Origin of the sequence: Nostoc sp., from assembly GCF_036917555.1 — a bacterium.
In the GTDB taxonomy this organism is placed as follows: domain Bacteria; phylum Cyanobacteriota; class Cyanobacteriia; order Cyanobacteriales; family Nostocaceae; genus Nostoc.
Genome location: NZ_JBALDD010000077.1, coordinates 117292 through 139043, shown reverse-complemented (window position 1 = coordinate 139043; position 21752 = coordinate 117292). Strand labels below are relative to the sequence as shown.

Sequence of the window (21752 nt, the reverse complement as noted above, 5' to 3'; positions counted from 1 at the left end):
GAGATTTACTGAGGTAGAAAAAATGTCATCCAGACTTTTAGCTTTATAAACAATCTTATACTATTGAGATTAATTATCAACTAATTTAGTTAAATTGCTTGATTTTAAATATATATTGCATTTTACAATAAAAAGTTTATTGATAATTTAAGTTAGTACGTACCAGAGCATTTCCATTTCTTTTGAAGTCGAGATAAAACCAAGCTTCTCGTAGATACGTTTACCATCCTCAGTGGCGTGAAGCCAAAGGCGTTTTGCCTCAGTTGCTCTCACAAAGCTGATAATTTCCTTTAATAATGCTGTTGCAATTCCCTGTCCTCGCCACATCGGAATTGTATAAACGTTCATAATGTAGGCTTCTAAGCCTGAGAGATTGCCGTTGTAAGGGGGTCGTTGAAAAAATACCAAGCCTGTAGTGGCAACAATTTGACTATCCACTTCAGCTACCCAAGCTAAAAACTCACCCAATGGCATTTTTTCGCCAAGATATTTTCGAGTCGCTTCTGCTAAATTTGCGGTGTCAGAGTCACCTTTAATCTCGCCAGCCTCCCGCAGGAGTTCGAGACGCATTTGGATCAGCGCCTCTAAATCCTGCAAGTTGGCTTGTTGCAAGTTGAACATTACCCTAATTTACGATCGCACTTCGGCCACGGTGATGATTTTTTCATCGCGGTTGAGTTGGAGGATGCTTTCACCTTTGACATCTCTACCTAAGAGCGGCACTGTTTCCACAGGTATCCGCACGACCCGTTCCTTATTCGTCACTAAAGCCACTTCACCAGATGCAATCGCCATGACCATACCAGCTAAGTTGTCAGTTTTGCTAGCAAATTTCAACGCTTGCGTGCCTAAATCACCGCGATTAGCCGCTCTTAACTGACTCGCAGCCATCCGCTTGGCATATCCTTCTTGAGTAACTAGCAGCAGTTGGTCATCTTTACTGACAGTGACACAGCCAACCATTTGCTGATTTTTCAATAGTCGAAATGCTTGTAAACCCATCGCTGTGCGACCCATGATTGGCAATTGTTCATCATTGACTGCAAAGCGCAACATTCGCCCACCAGAACTAGCTAAAATCAGATGTTCCCCTGGAGCGATGAACTGGGTAAATGACAATTCATCATCGTCTTTTAGTTTCAAAATCGTGATGCCGCGCCGAGTCAGGTTAGCAAATTCTTCCAGAGACAGACGCTTAATTCTTCCCTGTTTTGTTAGAAGAATCATCTGCCTAGTTTCGAGATTTTCCGGCAGCAAAAAGCGGCTGACCACAGCTTCTTGAGCGCCTTGAGCAGTACTACTGAGCATAGTGATCAAAGGTTTTCCCCGTGGAGAACGCCCAGTAGTTGGGGGAATTTCTCCCACATTTACCGGATACACTTTGCCGCCACCAGTTAGTATTAGCAAGTCTTTCCCTGTGTCAGTTAAAACAGTTTGGATAATGAAGTCATTATCGTGCAGACCATTTTCAGCTTTTGACTTTCTCCCAGATTGCTGGGTGCGGCGGACATAACCCCGTTGAGTAAATTCTAAAATCGCTTCTTCTACTGGTTCGGAAGATTTAAGTTCCTCCTTCTCTGCCCCTCTGCTCCTCTGCCCCTCTGCCTCTGTGCCCTTCTGCTCCTCTGTCTTAGACTTCTGCTCCTCTGCGATTTTCGTCCGCCGGGGATCGTTGTACTTGCGCTTGAGCGATCGCAAATCTTTTTTCAGCGCCTTCAATAATTCTCGGCGATCGTTTAGTAATAGCTCCAACAATCTAATTTGTTCACTTAACTGCTCAAATTCCTGCTGCAAATTTTGCTGTTCTAAACTAGTGAGGCGACGCAACGGCATAGCTAGAATTGCATCTCCTTGTACCTCATTCAAATCCAGTTGGCTACAAAGATTAATTTTTGCCGTACTCCCATCAGGAGCTTGGCGCAAAATTTGAATTACCTCATCCAAATTAGACAGCGCTTTCAGCAAACCTTCTACCAAATGCACGCGACTTTGGGCCTTAGCCAACTCGTAATTGTAACGACGGTTCAGCGTCTCTTCTCGGAATCTCAAAAACTCCTGCAACAGTTGACGCAAACTTAACTGGCGGGGTTGTCCATCCACTATTGCCAGGAGAATCGCCCCAAAGGTCATTTGTAAAGCAGTTTGGTGATACAAATTCTGGAGAACTTCTTGGGGATTGGTATCGCGTTTGAGTTCAATTACCACCCGCATCCCTTCGCGATCGCTCTCATCCCGAAGATCGGAAATTCCTTGCAAGCGTCCTTGATTTACTAAGTCCGCTACCTTCTCAATCCAGGCAGCTTTATTCACTTGATAAGGCAATTCTGTAATGATAATTGCTGTCCGGCGCTTGCTTCCCTTAGCGGCTGGAATTTCCTCCAGAGTTGCGACTCCCCGCAGCAGAATTCCACCTTTACCTGTGGTATATGCTTCCCGAATTCCCGCTTCACCAACTATTTCCCCACCAGTGGGAAAATCTGGCCCTGGAATTAGCTCAAATAATTTTTCATCTGGCAAATCTGGGTTGTCGATTAAAGCAATTAACCCATCGACAACTTCCCCCAAATTGTGGGGTGGGACATTTGTTGCCATTCCCACGGCAATACCAGAACAACCATTAAGTAACAAAAACGGCAACTGAGCAGGTAACACCGTTGGTTCTTGCTGGGAATTATCGAAGTTCCCAACAAATTCCACAGTTTCTTCACCAATTTCTGTCAGCATTCCCTCATGGCTGATGGGTGCGAGGCGCGTTTCTGTGTAGCGCATCGCTGCTGGCGGGTCATTATCGACGCTGCCAAAGTTACCATGTCCTGCCAGCAAGGGATAGCGGCTAGAAAAATCCTGCACTAGTCTGACTAAAGCATCGTAAACTGATTGGTCGCCGTGAGGATGGTATTTACCTAACACATCACCCACTACACGAGCACATTTTCGATAAGGTCTATCTGGTACTAAACCAAGTTCATGCATTGCATACAAAATGCGCCGATGCACTGGTTTTAAGCCATCACGCACGTCTGGTAGCGCTCGCCCGACAATCACGCTCATGGCATATTCTAGATAAGACCGTTGCATCTCGGTGTGCAGGGCTGTTGTAATTACCTGTCCCGTTGAGAGAAGGTTTAACTGTTTTGCCATGAGTTTTTTCCCTGAAATTTAACTACACAAAAGCCGATGGAACTCAACACTGCGGCAACCACAGCATAACGGATGAAATGAGATTCATAACAAAATTTTGATAGTCACAGAAGAAAAAGCAGTAGTATCATCCTTGATGACGAAGATGCACATTGACTATTAAAAAGGATGCACACGAGTATAATCTACATAAACTTAGTAGCCATGATACTTACCGAAGAAGAATTCAGAATTCAGGAGACAGAATCCAGAATGGATTTTGTGGGACTGGATAGAGAATTGAGGTTTAGAGCAAGCTATTTTAAACGCGCGTGTTCGCTCTTAGCGTCTCCCCTTGGGAGAAGAAAAAATTCTTTCCGTGATTGTTACTCCTGATTTGACTGCTGGGTTCTTCTGAATTCTGAATTCTGTCTTCTGACTCCTTTTCATCATGATTGCATTTCTTAATTTTGAATTCTGGAATTCTTGGATCTCCTCACCTCTATAACTAAAATTCTCATGAAAACTGTTTTAATTGTCGAAGACGATCTAATTAATGCTCGTGTTTTTTCCAAAATTTTGTCCAAGCGTGGTGGCTTGGGTGTGAAACACACTGAAAATGTGGAAGAAGTCATCAAAATTGCCCAATCAGGAGAAGCCGACCTGATTTTGATGGATGTTTCTCTCTCCAGAAGTGTTTACCAAGGCAAGTCTGTTGATGGAATCAAGATTACACAAATGTTAAAATCCGATCCAAAAACAGCAAACTTACCTGTGATTCTGGTGACAGCACATGCTATGGAAGGCGATCGCGAGAACTTTCTCAAACAAAGCGGTGCTGATGGCTACATTTCTAAGCCAGTTGTTGACCATCAACAGTTTGTTGACCAAATCATCGCACTTCTACCCACAGACTAACACTGAGAATTAACGACTTAATTTCAGGAATACTTGCCCGTCAATGTTTTTGGGCAACTAATTCCTGTATTTATCTAGTATAGATGTACTACGAAAAGGTACTGTTAGGCAAGTGGCAATAGGACAGTTAGCAGTTATAAGTGAGGAGTGAGGAGTTGAAATATTTAACTCCTAACTCCTAACTCCTAACTCCTAACTCCTAACTCCTAACTCCTAACTCCTATTGAGTAGGCTGTTTTCTAAGTGTAGGCGCTGATGATGAGTTTTCTCGTTGCTGTATAGCTGCTTGAATACGTGGTAATTCTAGGAATTTTTTCGTATCAGACAGTAGACGATCGCCCCAGAGATTTTCTTTGAGGAAATTCAAGTTAGCATAGCGCGAATCAATACGGAGTGCAGCTTCTCCCAAGGTTAGTCCTTGTTGGCGATCGCCTTTAGTATACAGTGCCACGGCTAAGGCCAATAAAGGTTCTGCCGCTTGTTTCTCAAGGGTTACAGCCGATTGCCATCGCTTAATCGCTTCGGGGATATTACCCTGTTCGTAGTTGATTAAGCCAATATTGTTGAGCGCGGGCCAGAATTTTTTATCTTGGGAGACGGCTTTATCGTACTGTGCGATCGCATCTGGCAATTTACCCAGCAAATAGTAAGCATTACCCAAATCAAATAAACCCTCTGGATCGTTTGGTTTTAACTTCAAACCATCTTGATAATTGACAACAGCAGCCTGGTAATTTTTCTGCTGAAAATTCGCTGAACCCAAAGCAAACAGAATATCACCATTTTTAGGGTTGAGAGATTGTGCTTTTTTCAGACTAGCGATCGCCCCATCAAACTCTTTGGATTGCAGTTGCAATCCACCTAAGAGCAACCACACTTTATCATTCCCAGGAGCCAGTTGACTAGCTAGCCGCGCTCGTGGCAAAGCTAAGTCAACCTGTTGAAACTGAGCTAGTTGAGCCGCCTCTTGTGCCAAGCTCAACCCTTGCTTTTCTAACTTTGTCGCATCTAATTGCAGTGTATGGGGTATTAATGCCTGCGCGTTAGCGGCTTTTGGCATACTCCATAAACTACAGACCATTAAAAGAGAAATCAAACGAACATGTTTAGGCACACTACCGCCTTTAAGCCACTAATCAAAGAATCTTTCAGCTAGCTTAAACGATCTGCGCTCTTGACGGCAGCAAAATCTTACCAATCTTGGGGAAAGATATGAGGGGGATGAGGGAGAAATCAATTCAAAATTCACGCATTCAAAATTCAAAATTAAAGAACTTCTGCCTCCTCTTTCCCAATGCTCCATGCCCCATGCCCCATACCCAATAATTGGTGACTTTGGTCATACATCAGCCTGGAACTACTAGTGACTTTCGTCATACATCGGTTTCAACTTTTTGATCAATAATTATTATGTATGAATTTATACGACGAGGTAAATATTCAACACCTTAATGCCAAAACAAAAACAACTATCTAAAGATTGCTGAATTCAAACTTCAGCAAACTAGAACTTTAATCCAAATAAGGAGTCAATTCTATGTTGAAACCAAACCGTATATCGATAGTCTTAGCTGCTGCTGCCCTGATAATTGTTCCTACTCTCTTGACTGCGCCTGCAAGTGCCCAGACGAAAGTCTACGTTGTTGGTGATCGCGATCAAAATTGGGATCGTGACGGCAGATCCAATTCTAGAGCCAGAGATAATTGGGATCGTGACGGCAGATCCAATTCTAGAGAAGTCAGAAACTCTAGAGACAGGGATAATTGGAACCGTGACGGCAGAACATATCCTGTAGAAGTCAGAAACCCTAGAGATCGGGATAATTGGAATCGTGACAACCAATTTAATCGCAGAGTAGTCAGACTTGGTAATGGTGATATCAGATATCCCAATGGGCAAATTATTCCTGCTAGATCCATAGTCAGACTGCGCGATCAAGGTTACTTCAGACTTCCTAACGGGGATATTCTGCTTCCCAATCAGGAAATTGTTCCTGCTGGGAGATTAGTGAGAGTGCGTGATGATTACTTCAGACTTCCTAGTGGATTAGTACTGCAAATAAACCTTTAAAACACTAAAAACTCAAAATCATTGTCAGTATTAGGCTACCAGGCTATAGTTGTTAGCCGTGAATAACTAGCTCGGTAGCCGTTCTTTATAGACAAAATGGATATGAAAATTGATACACAAAACACCGTAGATTCATCAGTTTTGGTTCCAGAGGTAAAGAAAAAAAAGGGCAGACGTAATTGGCTCTCTTGGCTAATTGCTCTTTGCCTTTTGGGTGGAATTGGCTATGCCGTTTATTACCAAGTAACGGTTGCTCCCCGTCAACAAGCCAGCCGCCGGGTACTGACAAGACCTGTAGAAAGGCAGAGTTTAACAATCACAGTTTCAGCGAACGGAACGGTGAAGCCTGAGCGGTCAATCAACCTCAGCCCAAAAAATTCCGGCATCTTGAAAAGCCTGCTGGCGAAAGAAGGAGATATCGTCAAACAAGGACAGATTGTCGCTTACATGGATGATTCCAACCTCCGGGGGCAACTTACCTCTGCTCAAGGACAATTGGCACAAGCTGAGGCGAATTTGCAAAAAGCGATCGCAGGTAATCGTCCTCAAGATATTGCCCAATCACAGGGAGCATTAGACGAAGCCGAAGCGAATCTGCAAAAAGCGATCGCAGGTAATCGCTCTCAAGATATTGCCCAAGCACAGGCACGCTTGCAAAGCGCTCAAGCTGCCCTCCGCCAAGCAGAAGATGATTTTGTTCGCAATCAGCAACTTTACAATGCAGGCGGTATTTCCCTTCAGACTCTTAACCAAAACCGCTCTAATCGTGACAGCGCCCAAGCTAATGTAAATGAAGCACAGCAAGCACTGGCTCTGCAAAAAGCCGGGTCACGTCCAGAAGACGTTGAGCAAGCACGAGCTGTGGTGAAGCAGAGACAGCAAGCTTTGGCACTTGTGAAAGCCGGAACACGCCAAGAAGATATTAACGCAGCCCGTGCCCAGGTAACATCGGCTCGCGGCTCACTGCAAAACATCCAAGCCGAAATCAATGACACGATCATTCGCGCACCCTTCGATGGTGTGGTGACAAAGAAATATGCCGATCCAGGCGCTTTCGTGACACCTACAACTGCCAGTAGTGAAGTAGCTTCTTCTTCTTCTTCTTCAATCTTGTCTTTAGCTTCCACAAATGAAGTTGTCGCCAATTTAGCGGAAACAAATATTTCCAAAATCAGCATTGGTCAAAAAGTCTCGATTAAAGCAGATGCCTACCCAGGAAAGACCTTTGAAGGTAAAGTGAGCCAAATTGCTGCCCAAGCAATAGTAGAGCAAAACGTCACCAGTTTTGAAGTGAGAGTATCGCTTTTAGACCCTCAAAGACTACTGCGGTCTGGGATGAATGCGGAAGTAGATTTTCAAGTCGGTCAAGTTCAAAATGTTTTAGTAGTGCCAACAGCCTCGGTAGTACGCCAAGAAAATGCTACAGGCGTGTTTGTGCAAGGAAAAAATAACAAACCTGTGTTCACTCGCATTGAGACTGGCGTCACCGCGAATAACTTTACCGAAGTTAAGTCTGGATTGACAGGAGACGAAAGGGTGTTGCTCAGTTTCCCACCAGGATCGCGTCCGCAATCAACACCAAGAGGAGGAGTTTTCCCTGGTCTAGGTGGAGGCACAGGAGCCGGAGGAGGAGGCGGAAGAGGAGCAGGTGGCGGCGGAGCTCGTTCTGGCGGGAGTTCTGGCGGTGGTGGTCGTTCTCAAGGTGGTGGTTCCCCTTAAAGTTAGTTTTAAATAAAACATTATGTTTAAGATATTTAAGGGCTTTTATAAAGCGAAGAATACCCGCACAGTACCATTGCTGGAAATCTTGACAATGGCGGCAGAGACTCTGTGGAGTAACAAATTACGCACAGGTCTAACTATGTTGGGCGTGATTATTGGGATTTCTTCAGTTATTGCCATTACTTCTGTCGGTCAGGGAGTGCAAAAGGGAGTTGAGCAACAGATACAAGCATTGGGTACAGATGTGATCCAAATCTTGGCGGGTGCTGCAAGAAGCGGCAATGTCCGTCAAGGAGTAGGTTCTAGCAGTACCTTAACTTGGGAAGATGCTAAAGCGATCGCTACACAAGCGCCATCAGCACAGATGGTTTCAGCTTATCTCCAACGGACTGCCCAAGTTGTCTATGCAGGACAGAACACCTCAACAACCATTTATGGCACAGATTTGAACTACCCAGAAGTCAGAAATACTCACCCCCAACAAGGGAGATATTTTACTCAGGAAGAACTAGATACTGCCGCACAGCTTGCCATTCTTGGCCCCACAGTCCAAAAAACACTCTTTGCACAGGGTGTAAATCCGATCGGTGAGAAAATTCGCGTTCAGGGAGAGGCTTATGAAGTAATTGGGGTGATGGAACCTAAAGGCGCTCAGGGGCCGATGGATCGAGATGACCAGATTTTTATTCCTCTAACTAGTATGTCAAAGAGATTAGTTGGGAATAATGCCCTGGTAGGCGTTTCTGTAAGTGGAATTTTAGTCAAAGGCGCGAATCAGGAGCAGTTAGAAGCCGCTCAGTTTCAAGTTACCAATCTCTTACGGCTGCGTCATAACATTTATCCGCCACAAGCTGATGATTTTCGGCTGACTAATCAAGCTGATATTGTTAGTACCTTTACTAGTATTGTAAGTTTATTTACAGTCATGGTGGTAGCGATCGCTGGAATTTCTCTGGTAGTTGGTGGCATTGGTATTGCTAACATTATGCTCGTTTCTGTGGTCGAGCGGACGCGAGAAATCGGGATTCGCAAAGCCGTAGGAGCCACTAATTCAGCAATACTGAATCAATTTTTAGCGGAAGCGATCGTGATTTCCATTGTCGGCGGAGGTATTGGTATAGTGACTGGCGTTTTATTAGCCTTTGTGGCTGCAAACGTTTTCAAGTTTCCGTTTGTAATTTCTTTATTGTCGATCGTTGCTGGCTTTGTACTCTCGTTAACCGTTGGCTTAATCGCTGGGGTGATTCCAGCGCGGAATGCTGCAAAATTAGATCCAATCAATGCTTTACGTAGTGACTAAATAATTCAAAAAAAGAAAATTTAAAAATTAAAAGCTTCTCTTAAAACAGGTGAATATATGCAACTTGAACTAGACCATATCTTTGTCTGTGTTGAACCAGAAGCACCACCAGCAGATTTGCTAACTGCTTTTGGACTCACAGAAGGTAGTCGTAGAATTCATCAAGGTCAAGGGACTGCAAACCTTTGCTTTTTCTTTGATAATGCTTATCTTGAGTTACTTTGGCTTTTTGATACTAACGAAATCCAGTCTCCTCTTGTTCGCCCTACAGGTTTGTGGTCACGCTGCCGTTGGCAAGAAACACAGGCTTGTCCCTTTGGCATTTCATTCCGGTCAACAGCATCAGATTTACGAGAAATACCATTTCCTACTTGGGATTACCATGCAACATATCGGACACCAAGAGCTTCTATTGCGATCGCAACCAATAGTGACAATTTATCAGAACCATTGATTTTCATTTCACCTGCAACTCAAAAACCTACAAATTACCCGTTAGAACGGCGACCTCCATTAGTTCATAAAGTTGGATTCAAAGAAATTACAGCATTACAAGTCACCTTACCCGGTGTTCAAAACTTTTCTGCTGAAGTTAGAACGCTAATTGATCTGGGATTAGTGCAATTTTCACAGGGCAGTTTTTACCAACTAGAAATAGAGTTTAATAACGCCAAAGAAGGTAATTCACAAGAATTTGACTCGCAACTACCAATTTTCATTAGATGGTGATTCTGGGATTAAATTGCAGTAACTATATTCTATTTACTGAAAGTCATACACACTAACATTGCAGATGATTTGCAAATATCTGGTGATAAAATTTGAATTGTTCGCAAGTTCTACACTCAATGTAGCTTTTTCAAAATTTACAAACAACAATTAACAAGTTATTAATCCGAAATAAATATGCCGACAATGATTTGGATGGAATCTATTACCAAAACCTATTACTTGGGAGAAGTTAGTGTTCCAATACTCAAGGGTATTGAACTCTCTATTGAAGAAGGGGAATATGTCTCTATTATGGGTGCATCAGGTTCGGGTAAATCCACGCTGATGAATATTTTGGGATGTCTGGATCGTCCTACAACTGGAGACTATATTTTTGAAGGTAGAAACCTGACGACTTTTGATGATGATGAATTAGCCTATATCCGCAACCAAAGGATAGGTTTTGTGTTCCAACAATTTAACCTATTGGCGCGGGCGACAGCATTGGAAAACGTTATGTTGCCAATGGTTTACGCTAACTTACCCAAGCCAAAACGCCGGGAAAGGGCATTAGAAGCCTTAGAAAAGGTAGGACTAGGGGGGCGCATCGCTAACCGTCCCAGTCAACTATCTGGCGGACAACAGCAACGAGTAGCGATCGCTCGTGCTTTGGTCAACCGACCTGCATTAGTTTTGGCAGATGAGCCAACAGGAGCTTTAGATACTGAAACCTCCCATGAGGTGATGAGTTTACTGACTGAACTTAATGACCAAGGGATCACGATTGTGATTGTCACTCATGAACCAGATATCGCTGCTCAAACCAGAAGGATTATTCGAGTTCAGGATGGTTTGATTGTCGGCTAATTTGTTAAGATTAACCTTTTGAGGAGGAATTTAAGATTTAAATCTCTGTAGGTCAATCAGAATGAAAACTTTTGATTATATCCTCAAAAAACCTAATTAATGACTATATTTAGATTATGAATTTCAGCTTATTTTTCGTGCATTCTGCCTGGGTTCCTGTCGCGTTCGCAATTTTTCTTCCAACTTTAGCAAGTGCAGCAACTCCCCCAAAAGCACAGAATTCTTCAAGCTCTGTACACGTTCCCGATCGCCTCAACCCCAATTCCAATCCTCTCCAATTTCCTACCAAACCAGAGGAAGTAAAGATTCAGGGAACTGTGCCAATCAGTTTGGCACAAGCTTTGGAACTCGCAAAACGCAACAATCGAGACTTACAGGTAGCTATATTACAGCTAGAACGCAGTCGCTCGGCGCTCCGCGAGTCCCAAGCTGCCTTGTTTCCTACTCTGGGACTCAACAGTAATGTGACTAATAGTGGTAATGGTTTTAGTAACAATTCATCTCAAGCCAATTCATCTCAATCCAGCACCACTTTTAATGGTTCAGCCCAACTAAATTACAATCTCTATACTTCTGGGAACCGACAAGCGACTATCCGAGCCGCAGAAGAACAGCTACGGGTAGATCAATTAAATGTTGAAAGTCAGTTTTTGACAATTAGCTTGAATGCCACGACTCAATACTACAATTTGCAACAAGCAGATCAACTAGTCAGAATTAATCAGTCTGCTGTGATAAATGCCCAGGCTAGTTTACGGGATACTCAAGCCAGAGAACAGGCTGGAGTAGGTACGCGGTTCGATGTACTGCAAGCTCAGGTGAATTTAGCAAACTCCCAACAACAACTGACTAATGCAATCTCACAGCAGCAAATTGCCCGTCGTCAGCTTGCCACGTTGTTAAGTTTATCGCAGTCAGTTGATATCAGTGCCTCTGACCCTGTACAGTTAGCGGGTCTTTGGCCGCAGACGGTAGAACAAAGTATTGTCCAAGCATTTCAAAATCGTCCAGAGTTGCAACAGTATTTGGGACAACGTAATATTTACGAGCAACAGCGACGACAGGCACTTTCACAGTTAGGACCGCAAGTTAGTTTGGTCGGCAACTACAATCTACTAGATCAGTATAACGATGACGTCAGCATTACTGATGGCTATTCCGCAGGAATTCAAGGAAATCTAACTTTATTTGAAGGGGGAGCAGCAAAAGCGCGTGCAGATCAGTCGAGAGCTAATATTGCGATCGCAGAGAGTCAATTTGCTACCCAGCGCGACCAAATTCGCTTTGATGTAGAACAGTATTATGCTCAATTGCAATCCAATTTAAATAATGTGCAGACTTCTAGTGTGGCTTTAAATCAAGCCAGGGAAGCTCTGAATTTAGCAAGATTGAGGTTCCAAGCTGGTGTGGGCACTCAAACAGAGGTAATTGATGCTGAAAATGACCTGACAAGAGCAGAAGGTAATCAAGTTGAAGCTATTTTGGATTACAATCGCGCTCTAGCTAATTTGCAAAGATCGGTCACTTCTAGGGCTTCGCGCTAAGGTCAAATTATTAAAGAAAAGTTTGCTTAGTACAGCATTTCATGAATTGGTAGCGAATTAAAGAAAGGCAATACCCTGCAATGCCAATGTATTGAGATGCATTGTTAACGCATTGGCTTGCATTGTTAATGCGTCGGCTTGCATTGTTCGCAAAGACAATCTAGCGACCCTGCTGGCGAGGGAACAAGGCGATGCAAGTGAAGTTGGGCAAAACAACGTGCGATTGCCTTTGGCACAACCATACAGCCAATTACTAATGACTATCTTCAGTACAAAAATACATTTATTACTTAAAAAGATTAAATATAAACACATAAAAGATTACTGCCGACAGCCAGCAGTTAGCGATCGCAATCGGGGCAGTGCCAAAGGCAATCGTAACAAAGCCTTTGAAAATAGCTTTTGGAAAAACAATTGATATCAAGTCTGGCTAATTAGTTTTAATTCCCAAATTTATGCAGAAAGCCCAAAAGCCTCTCTCCTGTGATTCTCTGCTCCTCTGCACCCCTGCTGCCTTAATGATAAGTCTTTAACCAGACATGATATGAGAAGCTGAGACAAGCAACTCTAACAAAGATAAAAGCGCTATGTGACAAGATTTGGACAAGCTTCGAGGTAAGCAAGAGGCAGTAACAGCTTTAGTAGAGGCAGAAAAAGGGTCAAGGGCTAATTTAGATCAGGTAATTGGTTACTTACAAGAGATAATGAAATCTAACCCAAATTTTGCACAATCAGAAGAAAAATTAGCGTCAGAGATTCAGGATGAATCTCTGTGTTGGTCGTAATGCAACAGTCAGATTCTTAAACTTCAAGCTTTAACCAATCTTTAAGTTGCAGCTCTTGAAATAGTTGAATTTACAAGCGAGGATGTGATGACTCAATATGACTATATTGTGATTGGTGCAGGTTCGGCAGGCTGCGTTGTCGCCAACCGGATGACACAAGATAGTGAAACAACTGTGTTATTACTCGAAGCTGGCAATCCAGATACTAAACCTGAGATTCAAATCCCGTTGTCATCCCCCAACCTACCTCGCTCGGAACTGGACTGGAAATATTTTTCTGAACCAGAACCGTACCTGAATAACCGCAAAATCTTTTGTCCCCGTGGCAAAGTCTTGGGTGGCAGCAGTTCGATTAATTCCATGATTTATATCCGGGGCAATCATCACGATTATGACCACTGGCAGTCATTGGGGAATCCTGGTTGGAGTTACCAAGATGTATTGCCCTATTTCAAGAAATCTGAGAACCAGCAACGCGGTGCCGACGCATACCACGGGGTTGATGGTGAGTTGAGCGTGACCGATATTCAACCTCCTACTGTGGCATCGCAACGATTTGTAGAAGCAGCTGTGGCAATCGGATATAAGCACAATCCTGACTTCAATGGGATACAGCAATCAGGTGCGGCAATTTATCAGTTAACAGTCAAGGATGGTAAACGTCATAGTGCTGCTGCTGCATTCTTGGTGCCAATTCTCCAGCGTCCCAATTTAACAATAACAATAGGAGCGTTGGTAACTCGCTTGTTGTTTGAGGGAACCCGCACCGTTGGGGTGGAATATATGCACGAGGGAAGGCTGCACCAAGCCAGGGTTAACAAAGAAGTGATTTTAAGTGCTGGTGCATTCGATTCGCCCAAGCTGCTGATGCTTTCCGGCATTGGTGATGCAGAACACCTGCAAGCAATGGGGATTCCTGTCGTCGTTGATTTGCCAGGTGTCGGTCAAAACCTCCAAGACCACTCTCTCGTTCCTGTGGCACACCAGATAATTACCAGTCCTGTGGCACCCCAGGTAATTGCTGGGTTAGACCCGGCAATTAGCAGTAATGGTAACGCTGAAGCCGGATTGTTTTTGCATACCGAAGGTAATCTGGATGCCACGCCAGATTTACAGTTTTTCTTCGGTCCCATTCTGTGGATATCTCCTGGCCAAACCCTCTCTGGTTTGGGATTCACTGTTACAGTCAGTTTGACTCATCCCCAAAACATTGGGAGTGTCAGTTTGCGCTCGCCTGACCCCAAAGACCCACCGATTATTCGGATCAACTTTCTACAAAGTCAATCCGATGTGCAAAAGCTAGTTGAAGGGATTAAAATAATGCGTAAATTATTTCATACAAGTGCCTTTGATCAGTTTCGAGGTGAGGAAATCAGTCCCGGTGCTGAGGTGATTAGCGATGAAGCTCTCGTTGCTTACATTCGGGAATTTTGCGTTACGGGGTATCATCCTGTCGGCACCTGCAAAATGGGAACTGACCCAATGGCGGTTGTCGATCCCGAACTCCGGGTACGCGGTGTTACAGGGTTGCGGGTTGTTGATGCATCGATCATGCCAACTCTAGTCGGGGGAAATACGAACGCGCCCACCATTATGATCGGTGAAAAAGGAGCCGATTTAATTAAAGCCGCTTTTAGCGTTTCACAGCAAGTACACAAAGCAATAGCAAACTAACTCACTGGCGCGAGCGATCGCCTAAAGATAACGATGATTCACAAAACAGAGATTCAGGAAACGCTCAACCGGGATTCCAGGGATCTAGCTTTTGAAAAGACTCAAGGAGGCTTCAAAGCAAAGCTTTACCTCGTCTTCGAGCATTATGCACAAACGATAAAGTTACCTAAATGCATCTAAGCTTAGAACGACTATGGCACAGTAATTACCGCTACTGGGCAATGGGACTTACTCAGAATTGCATCCACTCTGTGACCGAAGAAAACGCGACCTGTAACCATTCGGATACTACTCCCTAGAAGAATTAAGTCAACTTCCTGGGTTTGGGCAAACTTGAGGATTTCCCTTTCTGGGCTGCTTCCTTGAAGAATATAGGTTTTGACATCAGCACCCAGATTGCGGCTAATTTCTGCTTGCTGTTCAAGCATATCGTGAGCAATTTCCTTAACTGGAGCTAGCGATCGCTGTTCGTAAAGAACATACTCAACCTGTGGCAAATTAATCACGTTAACGATCATCACTAATGCCCCGGTTTGAGCTGCGATCGTACTTGCCATCTCTACGGCATTTTTGCTGTATTCTGTCCCCACCGTTGGCACCAAAATCTTTTTCAGCTGTTGTTGAGGGATTTTACATATCTCACCTTTGGGATGGTGTAGGTGCGACTTTACCACCATCGTTGCACAAGGTGCTTCTTGGACAACCCGGTCAACAAGCAAATTAAACAATGCTTTTTGGGGGCTTATCTGTTCAGAAGCTCCCAGTACGATTAAGTCATAGTTTTTGTTCGCTTCATTCAGAATTACCTCCGCCTTATTACGTCCAGACTCCGTTTTTGTTTGCAGGGTGGTATCAGTAGGTAGCTGCATTTCCTCAGTCACAGCAGTCAGAGCTTGCTCGGCGGCGGTATCTTTAACGTGGGTTGCTGCCATCCGGCGTCCTCTGCTTTGAGGTTGCTTATCACTTAGGGCATATAGAGATGTAACTTCTATCGAGTTTTGATGAGCCATGTAACCGACTAGTTGCGCCGCTAGTTGGATGTTGGGACCACCACTAGTAGGTATTAAGACACGCTGAATCTGCTTGATAAAACTGCGACTATCCTGTTCTTCTTGTTCCAATCGTCGAGCTTCCTCTTCACCTATAACTACTTTTGATAAAGTCCAGCGCAGCAGGGGTGGAGCCATCAGGGAAGTGACGATCGCCACCATGACAATAATCGAGTACATCTGGGGATTCAGCACTCCCAAAGATAAACCAATCGTGGCAACAACAATTTCCATCGCCCCGCGAGCATTCATCCCTGAACCCATTGCCAAACCTTCCCAATGACTCAAGCCACCGACGCGAGAACCAAGGTAAGCACCTGTAAATTTACCAACACAGGCGACAGCGAGAACAATCAAGCCAAATATCAACGTTTGAGGGACTAACAGAGCTAGCAAGTTAACTTTCAAACCCGCTGAAGCAAAGAAAATTGGCGCTAGAAAGGCTGCTGTGAAGACTTCTAACATGTGTCCAGCTTCATTGCTAAAGCGACGGGATTGACCGGATAGAATCCCCAGCACGAAAGCACCTAATGCTGCTTCCAAACCTAATGCGTGGGTAAGTGCTGCTGCCGAGAGCGAAAGAATCAGCACAACCGACATACTAGCGGCAATTCCGCCAATGTAGTCATCAACCCAGCGCAAAATCTGGTCTACGATGGTACGCCCAATTGTGAAAGCGATCGCTAGAAATAATATGGCAGCGCTCACAGAATGGAAAATTGTCCCAAGGTCAAATTTGCCGCTACTAGCTAGACCTGAAACCACAGAAAGTAAAATCCAGCCGATGGTGTCGTCAGTCATACCAGCAGCTAAGGTGACTTGACCAATGTCACGGCGAATCAGGTTTAAGTCAATCAGCACTTTCGCAATCACTGGTACTGCCGAAATACTCATTGCTGTGGCTATGAATAGACTGAATACTAGTCGCTTTTCTGGGTCGGCTAAAAAACTATCTGGCAATAGCCAGCCCAGTCCAAATCCGGTGATAAAAGGGATAATAATTCCACCCAGTGAAATCAAAAGAGCCGTTTTACCCTTACGAAGAATCAGCTTGAGATCTGTTTCCAACCCAGTCACAATTAGCAAAAATAACACGCCTAACCAAGAAATCACCGAAAGTAAATTAGACTGTTCTTGACTTTTGGGAAAAATGTGTGCTTGTAAGTCGGGAAGGAGCAAACCAAATAGAGAAGGGCCAAGCAGCACACCCGCCAGTAATTCTCCAACAACAGGCGGTAGGTTAATCCGGCGCATCAATTCACCTAATCCCCGCGCTACGAGAAGCAATAGTGACAGTTGTACCAGCACTAACAGCAGTTCATGATGACCAAGAGGTTTAATTACACCGTCACCTGCTACTTTTTGTGCAGCGAGTACAGGCACTAATATCAGGGACAGGTTTTGCATAATGTCCAAAAGTTGGATTACAAATTTTTAAAGGGGCTGCTTCAAGTAAATCTGAAAATGTTTAGTTCTACATCGGTCTAGGAGGTTAAAGTGTCATTGTCATTATTAATGGCAAGATTATCATGGGCGATCGCCAGAAACTGTAAGTTCAGGAGCAAAGCTCATCAACTTATTTTTGAGCGCGAACAAAGAATTTTGTAGTGTCTATCCAAAGGCCTTGATCGGTTGCTAATTTCTCAATTTCTGCTTTGTACTCAACTTGCAACTGATTTAATTGTTCTTGTGATAATTTTGACAACAGAGGATTGCCTTTAAAATTTATATTAATTACTGTCATCGATAATCTGTTATCACTAAGAGGGTGATAACGTCCTGATGGTTCAATCTTAATTTCGATATCTCTAAAACCTACCTGATTAAGCAAATTCTGACATTTTTCTGGAGTTCCCAGTGGTTCAAGGATATGTGGTAGCGATACACCCAAAACCTTAGTGCAGATCCTCTGCTGAAGAGATGCCATATAAGCAGTTTCGGGAGGACAGGTGAATGCCACAAATCCTCCGGGTTTCAAGAAGCGATACCACTTTTTTAAAATAGCAATTATATCAGGAAAAAGTACAATTGCCTCACAGCAAAAGACAACATCAAAACTACTATCACTAAAGTTGAAATATTCTGCATCTGCCTCAATCAACTCGATATTTTGTAATCTTGCTGCTGCAATCTTAAGTCTTGCTTGATGCAACATTCCAGGGGTCATGTCAATTCCAATCACGTAGCCCTCTGAACCAACTTTTTCAGCTGTGGGTATCGCAACTAAACCCGTTCCAGTTGCCACATCAAGGATTTTTTGTCCCGAATGTAGCCCAACAAATTCAAGTAGAAGCTTGGCTTCTAGAGGATGGCGAGTATCTTTTTCATGGTCATAAGTCGTTCTACTACCATAAAATTCTTTTAGTTGCTGCTTATAAATATCCATATCTGTCATAACCAAATGTCAAATTTTCTCCACTTTATAGTAACTCTTGTTGTGATATTGAGTTGTTCGCTGCTGAACCCAACCCTGACAGCACAAGCTGCGACTGGTGCGATGTCTACGATGGTCACTGAGCCAAGTCGAAGTGCGGGCTACGCCTACGCAGTTTACGAACAGCGTTTTATCCACAGTCCAGATGGTATCGGCAAATATTACATGGGGCGCGAAATCGCCCAAGTTATGGGATACACTGGCGCTGGCTGGCTAGAACGTCCAAATCGAGAGAGAGAAGAACAGCCAAGTAAGGTAGTCAGCCTCCTCAATCTGAAACCTAATGATGTGGTGGCAGACATTGGCGCTGGAACAGGTTACTTAAGCTTTCGCATCGCGCCGTTATTAACAGCAGGTAAGGTGTTGGCTGTAGATGTTCAACCAGAAATGTTGGAAATCATTGAGTTGTTCAAAAAAGAGAAAAATATCACCAATGTTGAGCCGATTTTAGCCACTTTTACTGACCCCAACTTACCATCTGAAAGTATCGATTTAGCCTTGATGGTGGATGCTTACCATGAACTTGAGTATCCCCAAGAAGTGATGCAAGGAATTGTAAAAGCACTTAAACCAGGTGGGAAGGTGGTGCTGGTTGAGTATCGGGGTGAAAATCCCTTTATTCTGATTAAACGTCTCCACAAAATGACTCAAAAGCAAGTTTGTAAGGAAATGCAAGCTGTTGGTTTGGTTTGGCGGGAAACCAAAAACTTGTTACCTCAACAGCATGTAATAGTGTTTGAGAAACGCGATCGGGCTTAAACAGTACATCACAAGAAAAATATGTACCAAGCCATAATAAAATAAAATTCATATATACCTTTAGAAGTGGACGCAGATGGAATTATCAAAAGTCAAGTATTTCCTGGTTTGTGGTTGTCAATGTCCAATTTAATTGCTGGCAATATGCAGCAAGTATTGGCTGTATTGCAGTTGGGATTAAATTCGTCAGAATATCAAATATTTGTGCAGCAGTTGTCTAGTCAGAATGGGCTACGCCCCGCTGCGCTAACAGGAATTAGAATTCAGGAGTCAGAATAGTTACAGAATCAGGAAAATATTTGACGAATATTTTGGCATCAGTCTATTTTTTGATGAATCAGACTGGCGCTTTTGGTTACACTATCCCAAACAATCCAGTTAAAAGAATTATCTAAATCATCGGGGCTGTTTGAAACTTTAAAATATAGTTTTTCTTCACGTTTTCTTTCAATGGCAAAGTCGGCATTTTGAGCATAAGCGACTATAAAACCTTTATCTCGCAAACAATACATCGCCCAGGCTTTCAATGATTGCTTGTATGGTTCGTGTGGAATTGGCGGTTTTGTGATTGTGTCTTCAATTACTTTAAATATTTGCGTGAGTTTAGCGGTCATAGTAGATACTTTTGTTATTACCCCTAAGTTAACTAGCTTCTGGATCGCAACGAATTTCAATCATAAAGCCATCTGGATCGTAAAAATACACTCCTCTACCAGTAGGACGAGTGACTGGGCCATGTGCGATCGCTATTTTATTTTCTCTGATCACTGTCACCGCTTGCTCAAATAACTGCGGATCTATGTCAAAGGCTAGATGGTAGGCTCTGGTGAATGTCTTCTCTGGGTCTGGATTTGGTGGTGTTAAATCGGGTTCCCCAAATAAATCCAGTATCGTCCCATCTGGGGTAATGAAGTTGGCTACTTTCCCAGATACGACAAGTTCCACCAGGGTTGCGGGTACTTCGTCGCCTGTGAGTTCGTGCAAACCCAGGATTGTACCATAAAAGTAGCGGGAAGCTTGCATATCCTGGACGTTGAGGGCAATGTGATGTACTTTACGCAGATTTCCTGGCGCCAGGACACTGTTCACGGATTGGGTGCTAGATAGCATAATAAAATAAAATTTCCCTACAGAGATAGAAGCTCGACTTTTTTATTAAAGTTTATTATTCATAATAAACACTTCGCATGGCTTTTGATTATTCTTTAGACTTTAAAAATCTCGATTTTCGCCAACATCCTGAACTCTATCGCGTTGGCAAGGGTGAGCAGGGCGTACTTTTGGTTGAACCATACAAATCAGAAATTCTTCCCTACTGGCGGTTTAAAACTCCTGATATTGCTAGAGAGTCAAGTGAAAAAATATACGAGCTTTTTCTTGATTATTTAGAGAAAGATGATTTTGTCGGCGCGGATATGGCAAGGAAGTTTATTCAAATGGGTTATACTCGCTCTCGCCGTTATGCTAATCATAAAAGCGGCAGGAAATATAAACAAAATTCGGAAACTTCAGGTGACAAAAAAGAGATTCTTCCCTATGAAGTAGACCCAGTTAAAGCGGAATCAGCAGCAATATTTAAAGCCAAGTGGGTAGAAGCAAAGACGAATGAGAAATATCAAGAGCTTTTAGCCAAGCATAAACAGATGTATGAGAGCATCTCACCTTTGCAAATAAATATACCCGGCGATTAGAAATCGTGGCTATACAAACTAAGTCCGCCTGCGCGGACTCAGGAATTTGAAACCCACGGAGGTGGGTTTTGTCTGTATAGCCGCGAATTTCATTCGCCAGGGCGAGTCTTTGATACTCGTGAACGAGTCTTTGATACTCGCTGACGAGTCTTTGATACTCGTGAATGAGTCTTTGATACTCGCCGACGAGTCTTTGATACTCGTGAATGAGTCTTTGATACTCGCCGACGAGTCTTTAATACTCGTGAATGAGTCTTTGATACTCGCCGACGAGTCTTTAATACTCGTGAATGAGTCTTTGATACTCGCCAACGAGTCTTTGATACTCGTGAATGAGTCTTTGATACTCGCCGACGAGTCTTTAATACTCGTGAATGAGTCTTTGATACTCGTGAATGAGTCTTTGATACTCGTGAACGAGTCTAGAGGACTGATTGCAGAAAATTTTTACATTATTGCCAATTAATTTAAGATTAACGCGATCGCATCTGGCAGTGTGATATTGAAGGACTGCATAAGCTGGTTACATTGTTAGCGATTAATTTAAGATTAACGCGATCGCATCTCCCTTATCTTCATTGCATCTCCTCTCTGGGCAAGCCAACAAAAATCATACTGTGCAACAATAGCTGTAGCTTAGTCGGAGTAAAAACTATGGACTGGCAACAGTACATTCATTCAGACCCTAAAATTCTGCTGGGTAAACCGACTGTGAAAGGAACTCGTTTATCTGTAGAGTTCTTATTGGGTTTGTTTGCGACGGGATGGACACAACAACAAGTGTTAAAAAACTATCCGACTCTTACCTCAGAAACGCTAAAGGCGGTATTTGCTTTTACAGCAGAGTGATTCGAGAAACGCTGTTGCCTGTGCGCGGCTCACAGTGGGAAAATCTTCTAGAAAGTCGTTGAGGCGATCGCCTGCTTCGAGATAATCAATCAATGTTTGTTACTGGTACGCGAGTTCCATAGAAGACGGGTGTACCAGAAAGGATGTCAGGAGAAGTTTGTATTAGTTGAGATTCCATATCGCATCTGGCAGTGTGATATTGAAGGACTGCATAAGCTGGTTATACTGTTAGCGATTAATTTCAGAGTAACGCGATCG

Annotated in this window: 22 protein-coding genes and 1 pseudogene; 15 read left to right on the top strand and 8 right to left on the bottom strand. The window is 43.4% G+C overall.

Annotated features, from left to right (window positions below; translation table 11 throughout):
* Positions 1-147: 147 nt before the first annotated feature.
* Positions 148-621 carry a GNAT family N-acetyltransferase gene (locus V7K60_RS30065; RefSeq protein WP_334931135.1) on the bottom strand — a complete coding sequence of 158 codons (474 nt, stop codon included), beginning with the start codon at positions 619-621 and terminating at the stop codon, positions 148-150.
* Between the two features lie 9 nt (positions 622-630).
* Positions 631-3141 (bottom strand): DNA gyrase subunit A, encoded by a 2511-nt coding sequence (gene gyrA, locus V7K60_RS30060; RefSeq protein WP_334931133.1) that lies wholly within the window; start codon positions 3139-3141, stop codon positions 631-633.
* 498 nt (positions 3142-3639) lie between these two features.
* Here gyrA and V7K60_RS30055 point away from each other — a divergent pair, with 498 nt between their 5' ends.
* Positions 3640-4038 carry a response regulator gene (locus tag V7K60_RS30055; protein WP_069073372.1) on the top strand — a complete coding sequence of 133 codons (399 nt, stop codon included), beginning with the start codon at positions 3640-3642 and terminating at the stop codon, positions 4036-4038.
* 220 nt (positions 4039-4258) lie between these two features.
* On the opposite strand, the gene V7K60_RS30050 is transcribed toward V7K60_RS30055, so the two are convergent.
* Positions 4259-5152 carry a tetratricopeptide repeat protein gene (locus V7K60_RS30050; RefSeq protein ID WP_334931131.1) on the bottom strand — a complete coding sequence of 298 codons (894 nt, stop codon included), beginning with the start codon at positions 5150-5152 and terminating at the stop codon, positions 4259-4261.
* Positions 5153-5575: 423 nt separating this feature from the next.
* Here V7K60_RS30050 and V7K60_RS30045 point away from each other — a divergent pair, with 423 nt between their 5' ends.
* From V7K60_RS30045 to V7K60_RS30005, 9 genes are all read left to right on the top strand, one after another.
* Entirely contained in the window at positions 5576-6109 is a 534-nt protein-coding gene (locus V7K60_RS30045) for a hypothetical protein (RefSeq protein WP_334931129.1), read from the top strand.
* A 102-nt stretch (positions 6110-6211) separates the two neighbouring features.
* The gene (locus tag V7K60_RS30040; protein ID WP_334931127.1) at positions 6212-7828 is read left to right on the top strand and encodes an efflux RND transporter periplasmic adaptor subunit; all 1617 of its coding nucleotides are present in this window, start codon (positions 6212-6214) and stop codon (positions 7826-7828) included.
* Between the two features lie 22 nt (positions 7829-7850).
* A complete protein-coding gene (locus tag V7K60_RS30035) occupies positions 7851-9131 on the top strand; it encodes an ABC transporter permease (RefSeq protein ID WP_442944484.1) in 1281 nt (426 codons plus the stop codon).
* A 57-nt stretch (positions 9132-9188) separates the two neighbouring features.
* Positions 9189-9860 carry a VOC family protein gene (locus tag V7K60_RS30030; protein ID WP_334931125.1) on the top strand — a complete coding sequence of 224 codons (672 nt, stop codon included), beginning with the start codon at positions 9189-9191 and terminating at the stop codon, positions 9858-9860.
* Between the two features lie 177 nt (positions 9861-10037).
* Positions 10038-10709 (top strand): ABC transporter ATP-binding protein, encoded by a 672-nt coding sequence (locus tag V7K60_RS30025; protein ID WP_334931123.1) that lies wholly within the window; start codon positions 10038-10040, stop codon positions 10707-10709.
* Between the two features lie 116 nt (positions 10710-10825).
* Entirely contained in the window at positions 10826-12253 is a 1428-nt protein-coding gene (locus V7K60_RS30020) for a TolC family protein (protein WP_334931121.1), read from the top strand.
* Between the two features lie 112 nt (positions 12254-12365).
* Entirely contained in the window at positions 12366-12671 is a 306-nt protein-coding gene (locus V7K60_RS30015; protein ID WP_334931119.1) for a hypothetical protein, read from the top strand.
* A gap of 181 nt (positions 12672-12852) precedes the next feature.
* Complete coding sequence (locus V7K60_RS30010; RefSeq protein WP_334931117.1) at positions 12853-13038, top strand: hypothetical protein; 186 nt, start codon at positions 12853-12855, stop codon at positions 13036-13038.
* An 87-nt stretch (positions 13039-13125) separates the two neighbouring features.
* The gene (locus tag V7K60_RS30005; RefSeq protein WP_334931115.1) at positions 13126-14712 is read left to right on the top strand and encodes a GMC family oxidoreductase; all 1587 of its coding nucleotides are present in this window, start codon (positions 13126-13128) and stop codon (positions 14710-14712) included.
* Between the two features lie 191 nt (positions 14713-14903).
* Here the strand turns inward: V7K60_RS30005 and V7K60_RS30000 are convergent, their stop codons facing one another.
* Positions 14904-17168 (bottom strand): cation:proton antiporter domain-containing protein, encoded by a 2265-nt coding sequence (locus V7K60_RS30000; RefSeq protein WP_334931113.1) that lies wholly within the window; start codon positions 17166-17168, stop codon positions 14904-14906.
* Positions 17169-17337: 169 nt separating this feature from the next.
* Complete coding sequence (locus V7K60_RS29995; protein WP_334931111.1) at positions 17338-18156, bottom strand: class I SAM-dependent methyltransferase; 819 nt, start codon at positions 18154-18156, stop codon at positions 17338-17340.
* Positions 18157-18162: 6 nt separating this feature from the next.
* On the opposite strand from V7K60_RS29995, the gene V7K60_RS29990 reads away from it, so the two are divergent.
* Both V7K60_RS29990 and V7K60_RS29985 read left to right on the top strand, forming a co-directional pair.
* Complete coding sequence (locus tag V7K60_RS29990) at positions 18163-18954, top strand: class I SAM-dependent methyltransferase (protein WP_334931109.1); 792 nt, start codon at positions 18163-18165, stop codon at positions 18952-18954.
* Positions 18955-19020: 66 nt separating this feature from the next.
* Positions 19021-19233 carry a hypothetical protein gene (locus tag V7K60_RS29985; protein WP_334931108.1) on the top strand — a complete coding sequence of 71 codons (213 nt, stop codon included), beginning with the start codon at positions 19021-19023 and terminating at the stop codon, positions 19231-19233.
* Positions 19234-19271: 38 nt separating this feature from the next.
* Here V7K60_RS29985 and V7K60_RS29980 read toward each other — a convergent pair whose 3' ends face one another.
* Entirely contained in the window at positions 19272-19568 is a 297-nt protein-coding gene (locus V7K60_RS29980; protein WP_334931106.1) for a hypothetical protein, read from the bottom strand.
* A 28-nt stretch (positions 19569-19596) separates the two neighbouring features.
* A complete protein-coding gene (locus V7K60_RS29975) occupies positions 19597-20064 on the bottom strand; it encodes a VOC family protein (RefSeq protein ID WP_334931105.1) in 468 nt (155 codons plus the stop codon).
* 77 nt (positions 20065-20141) lie between these two features.
* Here V7K60_RS29975 and V7K60_RS29970 point away from each other — a divergent pair, with 77 nt between their 5' ends.
* From V7K60_RS29970 to V7K60_RS29960, 3 genes are all read left to right on the top strand, one after another.
* Entirely contained in the window at positions 20142-20645 is a 504-nt protein-coding gene (locus V7K60_RS29970) for a DUF4385 domain-containing protein (RefSeq protein ID WP_334931104.1), read from the top strand.
* A 46-nt stretch (positions 20646-20691) separates the two neighbouring features.
* Positions 20692-21111: a hypothetical protein gene (locus tag V7K60_RS29965; protein ID WP_334931102.1), complete on the top strand. Its 420-nt coding sequence runs from the start codon at positions 20692-20694 to the stop codon at positions 21109-21111.
* A gap of 188 nt (positions 21112-21299) precedes the next feature.
* Positions 21300-21494, top strand: a complete 195-nt coding sequence (locus tag V7K60_RS29960) for a DUF433 domain-containing protein (protein WP_334931100.1) — start codon at positions 21300-21302, stop codon at positions 21492-21494.
* Here the strand turns inward: V7K60_RS29960 and V7K60_RS29955 are convergent.
* Positions 21462-21672 (bottom strand): annotated as a pseudogene (locus V7K60_RS29955) (DUF433 domain-containing protein). The gene V7K60_RS29960 and the pseudogene V7K60_RS29955 overlap by 33 nt on opposite strands.
* Positions 21673-21752: the final 80 nt, after the last annotated feature.